This window comes from Streptomyces calidiresistens (assembly GCF_014141525.1).
GTDB classification, from domain to species: Bacteria; Actinomycetota; Actinomycetes; order Streptomycetales; family Streptomycetaceae; genus Streptomyces; species Streptomyces calidiresistens.
On the sequence record NZ_VKHS01000169.1, the window covers coordinates 1 to 8,355 of the forward strand.

Annotated in this window: 5 protein-coding genes, 3 pseudogenes and 1 CRISPR repeat array; of the genes and pseudogenes, 2 read left to right on the forward strand and 6 right to left on the reverse strand. The window is 72.4% G+C overall.

The window, feature by feature from the left end:
* Nucleotides 1–826, reverse strand: an 826-nt coding sequence (locus FOE67_RS09785) for a caspase family protein (protein ID WP_182662617.1), incomplete at its 3' end; no start/stop codon positions are given.
* Nucleotides 823–1,218, reverse strand: a complete 396-nt coding sequence (locus FOE67_RS09790; RefSeq protein ID WP_182662619.1) for an effector-associated constant component EACC1 — start codon at nt 1,216–1,218, stop codon at nt 823–825. The genes FOE67_RS09785 and FOE67_RS09790, both read right to left, overlap by 4 nt.
* A 512-nt stretch (nt 1,219–1,730) precedes the next feature.
* Between FOE67_RS09790 and FOE67_RS09795 the strand changes: the two genes are divergently transcribed.
* Nucleotides 1,731–1,943 (forward strand): hypothetical protein, encoded by a 213-nt coding sequence (locus FOE67_RS09795; RefSeq protein WP_182662621.1) that lies wholly within the window; start codon nt 1,731–1,733, stop codon nt 1,941–1,943.
* Between the two features lie 176 nt (nt 1,944–2,119).
* Here FOE67_RS09795 and FOE67_RS09800 read toward each other — a convergent pair whose 3' ends face one another.
* The 3 genes and pseudogenes from FOE67_RS09800 to FOE67_RS09810 all read right to left on the reverse strand — a co-directional run.
* Nucleotides 2,120–2,812, reverse strand: a complete 693-nt coding sequence (locus tag FOE67_RS09800) for a response regulator (RefSeq protein ID WP_182662623.1) — start codon at nt 2,810–2,812, stop codon at nt 2,120–2,122.
* 513 nt (nt 2,813–3,325) lie between these two features.
* A pseudogene (locus FOE67_RS30020) lies at nt 3,326–3,403 on the reverse strand (hypothetical protein); the annotation flags it as partial.
* A gap of 716 nt (nt 3,404–4,119) precedes the next feature.
* Nucleotides 4,120–6,282: a CRISPR direct-repeat array (repeat unit 29 nt; unit sequence CGGACCACCCCCGCTCGCGCGGGGAACAC).
* Nucleotides 6,283–6,321: 39 nt separating this feature from the next.
* Nucleotides 6,322–6,621 (reverse strand): annotated as a pseudogene (locus FOE67_RS09810) (transposase); the annotation flags it as partial.
* A gap of 344 nt (nt 6,622–6,965) precedes the next feature.
* On the opposite strand from FOE67_RS09810, the gene FOE67_RS09815 reads away from it, so the two are divergent.
* Nucleotides 6,966–8,207, forward strand: coding sequence for an IS110 family RNA-guided transposase (locus FOE67_RS09815; RefSeq protein WP_182662625.1), 1,242 nt, complete (start codon nt 6,966–6,968; stop codon nt 8,205–8,207).
* A 21-nt stretch (nt 8,208–8,228) separates the two neighbouring features.
* On the opposite strand, the pseudogene FOE67_RS09820 reads toward FOE67_RS09815, so the two are convergent.
* A pseudogene (locus FOE67_RS09820) lies at nt 8,229–8,355 on the reverse strand (IS5/IS1182 family transposase); the annotation flags it as partial.

Sequence of the window (8,355 nt, forward strand, 5' to 3'; positions counted from 1 at the left end):
GGTCGGGTGCCTCGGGCGGCTCCGTGCCGGGGGCGACCACCGGGGGCGACGCCGCGGGATTGGCGGCGAGCACGAGCCCGCCGGAACCGTCTCCGGCCTGGCGGCGGGGGAGCGGGCCCTGCCGGTCGCGAAGGGAGCGGAAGAGGTAGTCGTAGGCGCCGTCGAGGGTCAGCAGGCGTGCCCCGCGAGGGTCGCCCTCGTCGAGCAGCCTGATCAGCTCGCCGGTCAAGGCGGTGTGTTCGGCGTGCTCGGGGGCGAGGGCGAGCTGTTCGGCGGAGGCGAGGAGATACATGCCCTGTGCGGCGGGCAACTGGTGGAGAGGGGAGCGTGCCGGGGCATCCGCGCCGAGCGGGCCGACCGCGCGCCCCGAGTAGCAGCAGTCCAGCATGACCACGATGGAGGGTGCCCGGCACAGGCTGAGCGCCTCGCGCACCGAGGTGAGCGACAGCGCCTGGTGGGCGGCCAGGCCGGGGGTGAGCCGGCCGGTGCCGCGGGCGGCGAAGTACAGCTCGTCGCCGGGACCCAGCAGGCCGTGGCCCGCGTAGTAGAGGAGCAGCGCGGATTCGGCGCGCCGCGCCTCCTCGGTGATGGCCGCGGCCATGGTTCGCGCGTCGGGAGGGTCGATGAGGACCCGTAACCGGTCGTCGGTGACGCCGCAGCGAGTGCGGAGGCGGTCGGCGAGTGCCGCAACGGTGCGGGGCACCGCGGGTACCGGTGGAAGGTCCGGGCCGTCGTGGGTGCCGGTGCCGATGAGCAGCACCCGGGCGCCGGGCACGGCGAGCGCCGCGGTCTCCGGTGTGCGGCCCGGTACGGGTCCCGGCGTCATGTCTGCTCCCGGCCGGGGTCCGGTGCGGTGGTCGCCCCGCCCGGTTCCAGGGCTCGGACGGTGGCGGCGATCAGCTCGCGTACCTCGGGCTCGGCGAGCCCTTGGACGCGAGTGGCGGTGAACTCCAGGGAGGCGCCATCCGCTCGCTCCAGCCGCACGGTGACGTCGCCGCGTCGGCTGCGCAGCCACGCCACCACCGCGGTGACCAGGGAGGTGGCCACGCCGCCGGAGCCCAGGGCGATGGCGAGGCCGTCCAGCGTGGGGCCCAGCGCGCCGGGTGGGGGCGGGCTTTCGCGGGGTGAGAGGCGGCCGCGCAGCCCGGGCTCGTCGGCGAGCCAGGACCGCAGCGCGCGCGTCGCGTCCTCAACCGTCACGGCCGACGAGGCGCGCACGGCCCGCAGCGTGACGGTGTCAGTCCCCCCTGATCCACTCATTCCGACATCCCCCGGTCCCGGTGCTCGCCTCGATTCCTCGGGCGGGCAACGACGTTGAACGGCATTGTGCGCTCTGACCCCGGTTCACAGAGTAGGGGGGAGCGGGCGTTCGGTCACCGGGGTTGTGATCAGGCCGGCCGGCGATCATGTCGGTCCGATACCTCCGTTCCCCGGCGCCGTGGCCCGGGCGTTGTCCCGTGAATGATCCGGGGTATGCCGGTTGACCAGTGTTGTTTCCCGGTCCTCCCACGGGGGTGGGGTGGTGGAGGCGGGCGATGCCGAGCACGGCGTGACGGACGCCGTCGCCTTCCAGGCGGCAGGCGTGAAGGATCTTCCGGGTCTTCCCACGGGCGAAGACCTGATCGACGCGGACACGGACCTTGCGGTGGGAGGCGTTGTGTTCCTCCTTCCGCCCCGGGGTTCGGCCTGGCCGGGGCGCGGCGGTGGGGGATGACCGGGCCGGTGCCCCGGTGGGCGCTGTCCGCCGCACCCGCGGGGATGTTCCCACGTACCTGCGGTACTTCAGGGCAACGCAGTGGCCGGCCGCGCTTGCCGTGGACCGGTGGGACGGCCCGGAACAGCGGGATCGGCAGGGTGACATCGTTGTGGTGGCCGTCGGTGGCGATCACGGCGACCGGGATGCCGTGCGCCTCGACGGTCAGGTGGTGTTGCCGCAGGCCTGACCGCAGTTCACCGGGGACGGAGGGCGGACGGGCCCGGGCAGCGGGCCGGACCCGGACCTCCCGACAGACCACCGACCCGCGCACACGGCTGCGGGGAAAACGGATCGGCGTGCGGCGGGACCCCGGCCGGGCCACCGGGACGGCGTCGCCGTCGCCGGGACACCCGGGCCCGCCGGTCACGGTGTGCCGGGCACCAGTCCCACCCTGTGGGCGAGGATGACGGCCTGGACGCGGTCGCGCAGGACGAGTTTCGACAGGATGCGCGACACGTAGGTCTTGACTGTCTCGGGGGTGATGAACATCGCCGTGGCGATCTCCGCGTTCGACAGCCCCTCGGCGATCAGGCGGAGCACTTCCCGCTCGCGGGGGGTCAGCGCACGCACGACCTCCTGTCCGGCCGACCGGGAGGTGGCGACCGGTCGCAGATGCCGGCCGAAGTGACCGATGAGGTGGCGGGTGACGGCGGGTGCCAACAGGGCCTCGCCGCGGGCGACGGTCCGGATGCCGTTGACCGGCTCCGCCGGAGGCGCGTCCTTGAGGAGGAAGCCGCTCGCTCCGGCGCGCAACGCGTCGTAGACGTGGGCGTCGACGTTGAAGGTGGTGACGACCAGTACCTTCGGCGCGTCCTCGACGTCGGGGCCGGCGAGCCGCAACGTCGCCCGGATGCCGTCGAGCAGGGGCATCCGGATGTCCATCACGACCACGTCGGGGCGCAGCCGCCGCGCGGACCGGATCGCCTCGTGGCCGTTCTCGGCCTCCCCGACGACCTCCATGTCGGGTTGCGCGGAGAAGATGGTGACGTAGCCGGTCCGCACCAGCGCCTGGTCGTCGCAGACGAGTACACGGATCGGTGGCGGCGCGTCGTTCACGGGGTCACTCCTGAAGGGGCTTGGACGGGATCGTGGCGCGGACCCCGAACCCGCCCCCAGGCCGGGAACCGGCCTCCAGCTCACCTCGAGCATCCGCACCCGTGTACGCAGCCCGACCAGCCCGCGTCCACCCGCGGGGCCCGGTTTCCGCGTGACCGGTGCGGCGGCGGGGCCGTCGGTGGTCACCTCGACCTCGATGTGCTCGTCGCCGCCGTGCCGGAGCAGGACCCGCGTCGGCTTCCCGGCCGCGTACTTCATGGCGTTGGTGAGCGCCTCCTGCACCACCCGGTAGGCGGCCACCTCCACGTCCGCGCTCTGCGGTCGCCGCTCGCCCTGCTCGCTGAACTCGACCGGTTGACCCGACCTGGGGGCCTGTTCGACCAGGTCTGCCCCCCGGCCCGGGACGGGCCCCCGGTCCGCGCCCGCCGGGTCCGCGGTCGCCGAGTCACCGGTCGCCTCCAGGACACCGAGCAGGTGCCGCAGCTCCGTGAGTGCCCGACGGCCGGTGTCGCTGACGGCCGTCAGCCCCTCGCCGGCGCGTTCCGGCGCGGACGTGAGCAGGAACTGCGCCGCGTCGGCCTGGACCACCATGGCCGTGACGTGGTGGGTGACCACGTCGTGCAGTTCGCGGGCGACGCCGCGCCCCTTCCGACCTGCGACGCAGCAGGTCGGAAGGGGCGCGGCGGCCTCCGCCCGTCAGATGTCCCTGAAGAGACCAGCCGGCGCAGTGACCTGCCACGATGAGGGGAATTTGGTCCCTGACCTGCGCGAATGGCCTTTCGGTTGTTTCACGTTCGTGCCGGTTGATGAAGCCAGAAGTCCCAGAAAAGTCCCAGAGGACTCCCACCGCTGACGGACGACCCTTCGGTTCCACTCGACGTAGGGGAGCACGGTGGGGTGGGTGCTCTGCATGGGGTCGGCCTTACTTCTCCCCGGTAACGGACGGAGCGCTTTTGCCCGCGTCAAGAGCACCGCATCGGGGTCGGCAGGTAGAAGTATCGCGACGGCTCACCTTCGTTCGCGCGGGGAACACTTCTCTGACTGCAGTTACTTCGCGGTCAAGGTCGGACCACCCCCGCTCGCGTGGGGAACACCGCGTCGTGTCCCCGATATGGCCAAGGAGAAGCGGACCACCCCCGCTCGCGCGGGGAACACTTCCGCAAGTGGGTCACCGGCATGATCGGGCACGGACCACCCCCGCTCGCGCGGGGAACACTCCGGTGTTTTTCCGAAATGCCGGGTCGCGGCCGGACCACCCCCGCGCGCGGGGAACACCGCTTCGATCAGGTCGTGGACGGCGCCGCCGGCGGACCACCCCCGCTCGCGCGGGGAACACGCAGGACGTGGTGTGGGAGAAGCACAACGGATCGGACCACCCCCGCTCGCGCGGGGAACACGACGCCGCGCGTGCCTTCTCCCGCCAGTCCCGCGGACCACCCCCGCTCGCGCGGGGAACACCTCGACATCGGCGAACAGCTCTGGCGCCACTTCGGACCACCCCCGCTCGCGCGGGGAACACACCTGCGGCTCCACATACTCCGGAGCCTTCATCGGACCACCCCCGCTCGCGCGGGGAACACGTCGTCCTGGGGTCCGGTCACGGCCGGTGTGCCGGACCACCCCCGCTCGCGCGGGGAACACGCTCATCGAGGCCGGGTTTCAGCGTCCGCAGGCGGACCACCCCCGCTCGCGCGGGGAACACCCGGACCCATATTGCTGCACAGACGCGCCAATAGGACCACCCCCGCTCGCGCGGGGAACACCTCCGCGTGCTCGCGGGCCCGGGGCCGGATGACGGACCACCCCCGCTCGCGCGGGGAACACTCGGGCCCGAAGGTCATGACGATTTCGGGACGCGGACCACCCCCGCTCGCGCGGGGAACACTCACGGGGTCTCCTTGAGGTCGGTGCGGGCGCCGGACCACCCCCGCTCGCGCGGGGAACACGCCCATGGCGGTGCCGCGCCAGCGCTTCGCGGCGGACCACCCCCGCTCGCGCGGGGAACACGACCTCATCGCCGAGGCCGCCCGCCAGCACGCCGGACCACCCCCGCTCGCGCGGGGAACACGTCCAGGCATCCATCAGGTAATACCCGGGCGCCGGACCACCCCCGCTCGCGCGGGGAACACGGGTCTGATCGTGTGGTTGATCGGGCAGGCGGCGGACCACCCCCGCTCGCGCGGGGAACACGCCGTCGTCGCCGCGTTGGCCGCCCTGGTGGCCGGACCACCCCCGCTCGCGCGGGGAACACCATCGCACTCCGAGCAGGTCCCGCAGCGAGGACGGACCACCCCCGCTCGCGCGGGGAACACCCACCCGGGGAGCACGGTCGGGTCGGACTCGGCGGACCACCCCCGCTCGCGCGGGGAACACATCAACGAGAAAGGAAACGCCATGAAGAAGTACGGACCACCCCCGCTCGCGCGGGGAACACGGACCGCCGGGAGCGCTCGCCGGTCGGTCCCCGGGACCACCCCCGCTCGCGCGGGGAACACAGCAGCTGCTCGCGCGTCTCCTTCGCGCTGCGCGGACCACCCCCGCTCGCGCGGGGAACACCTCCGGCTGGAGCCGCCCGAGCAACTGCCGCTCGGACCACCCCCGCTCGCGCGGGGAACACGACACGGCCCTCGCCTGGCTCCTCGCAGCCGGCGGACCACCCCCGCTCGCGCGGGGAACACCAGGCTGGCTACGGCATGACCACGCACATCGCCGGACCACCCCCGCTCGCGCGGGGAACACGTCGCGGGAAGCCGTTTCCCGGTCGGTGTCCGCGGACCACCCCCGCTCGCGCGGGGAACACCACGCCGGCCTCGGTCTCGCCTCGTTGCCCGGCGGACCACCCCCGCTCGCGCGGGGAACACGTGGTGAATCGCGGGGGCGAGCTGCGGTTGACCGGACCACCCCCGCTCGCGCGGGGAACACCCACCGGCGGCCAGCCAGCGCAGTGCTCCGGTCGGACCACCCCCGCTCGCGCGGGGAACACCCGTACATCACCTGGGAGGCCGCCGAGATGGCCGGACCACCCCCGCTCGCGCGGGGAACACCTGAGGGATGGCGGCCCCGACTCCGGCATTCACGGACCACCCCCGCTCGCGCGGGGAACACGCCGACTTCCTCTCCGCCCGCTTCGTCCGTCCCGGACCACCCCCGCTCGCGCGGGGAACACCACGGGGACTCCCCGTCCGCGTACCACTCGGGCGGACCACCCCCGCTCGCGCGGGGAACACCATCGACGTAGGCGGACATTAGGCCGTCTCGAGGACCACCCCCGCTCGCGCGGGGAACACATCACGGCCTGAGTGGTCGCCCCCAGGTACGCCGGACCACCCCCGCTCGCGCGGGGAACACAGCACCTCGCGCTGCCGGGCGGCCACCGGCACCGGACCACCCCCGCTCGCGCGGGGAACACGGTCCGGTGGCCGCCGGTCCCCCGCTTCAGGTCGGACCACCCCCGCTCGCGCGGGGAACACTTCCCGACCTGCGGTGTTAGGGCGCGTATCGAGTCGTGATCATCGGGTGGTCCGGGTGAGGTCTTTGACCCAGATCATCGAGGCGCGCAGGTGGAGGCCGGCGAGGTAGCTGTCCGGGGTCTTGTCGTATCGGGTGGCGATGCCTCGCCATGCCTTGAGCCTGTTGATCAGGCGTTCGACGGTGTTCCGCTCCTTGTAGAGGTCGGCGTCGTGGCTGACCGGCCGACCGCCGCTGGAGCCCTTCTTCTTCCGGTTGGCGGCCTGGTCCCTCTTCTCCGGGATGACCGCCTTGATGCCGCGTTTTCGCAGGTGGGAGCGGTTTCCGCGGGATGAGTAAGCCTAATAGGCATCGAGGTTGGCCGTTGCCGGCCTCGGCAGGGGCGGGGCGAGACGTCTGTTCTGTATGCCGCGCCTGGGAGCGCTTCGACAAGAGGGACGCGTGCAAGGCCCCTGCCTCTGCGACCGCGGCGCCCGTAGCGTGGCGTGGTTCGAGCCGTTTCCAGGGCCACCTCCCGATCAGCCGGAGCCGTGGAGCTCTTCACAAGAGCGAGGACCCTGGACATCGCCGGGGCCACGGACGGCTGATGGGGTGGTGCGCCCGCGAGCGCTTCTATTAGGTCGCCGGGTGGTCCCTGCCGCGGCTCGACGCCGACGGACGGCAGACACTTCGAGGGGAGCACACATTGCACGTGACCTGCGGAATCGACTGGGCCGAGGACCATCACGACATCGCGGTGGTCGACACCGATGCCCGCCTGCTCGGCAAGCTGCGGATCGGCGACGACGCCACGGGTTTTCAGGACCTGCTGCGACTGCTGGCCGAGCACGGCGACAGCCCGGAAGATCCGATTCCGATCGCGATCGAGACCTCTCGCGGTCTGCTGGTGGCCTGTCTGCGGGCGTCCGGCCGGCGTGTCTACGCGATCAATCCGATGGCGGTTGCCCGCTACCGAGACCGGCACGCAGTGTCCCGCAAGAAGTCCGACCACCAGGATGCCGTCGTCCTGGCGAACATCCTGCGGACCGACGCTGACCTTCACCGGCCGCTGCCCGACGACTCCGACCTGGTCAGGGCGATCGCCGTCCTGGCCAGGGCCCAGCAGGACACGGTCTGGGACCGCACCCGCGCCCACAACCGGCTCCGTTCCCACCTTCGCGAGTACTACCCGGCAATACTCGAGGCGTTCGCCGACAAACGCGAACGGCTGCTGGCGCGGGAGGCCCGCGCGATTCTGGCAGTCGCCCCCACGCCGGGTGAGGCCGCCCGCCTCACCCGCAGCCGGCTCAAAGTCGCCGTCACCCGTGCGGGTCGCCAACGGCGGATCGACGCCGAGACCGACCGGCTCCTGGAAGTGCTCCGCCGCACCCGGCTCCGCCAGCCCGGCCTGGTCGAAGCCGCGATGGGACGCCAGACCCTCGCTCTCCTCGCCCAGCTCGACGCGGCCTGCCATGCATGCGACGACTTGGCCCGGGCCACCGAAGAACTCTTTCTCCAGCACCCCGACGCGGAGATCATCACCAGCTTCCCCGGCCTGGCCGTGCTCACCGGCGCCCGGATCCTCGCCGAGATCGGCGACGACCGCACCCGCTTCGACACCGCCCGTGACCTGAAGGCCTATGCCGGAAGTGCTCCGGTCACCCGCGAATCCGGCCGCAGCCGCCGCGTCAGCCACCGCCGAATCAAGAACAGCCGACTCGCAGCGACCGGCCGGCACTGGGCATTCGCCGCCCTGACCGCCTCACCCGGAGCCCACGCCCACTACAACCGCCGACGCGAGACCGGCGACCGCTACTACGCAGCCCTCCGCCACCTGTTCAACCGCATGATCGGCCAACTCCACCACTGCCTGACCACCCACCAGAAATTCGACGAAACCACCGCCTTCACCCCACCAACGAAACCTCAACTCGCCACCGCTGCTTGACCCGATAACTGCATGGGGTGTCTTGTCCCCGGCGACCGCTTCCGGCCGGGTGCGGGGGCGGCCAACGGGCCCGCGCACCCGCACCTTCTTCAGGACCGGGATGAACTGCGGCCTGTCCGCAGCCTGCCCCGCGGTCAGGATGAACGCC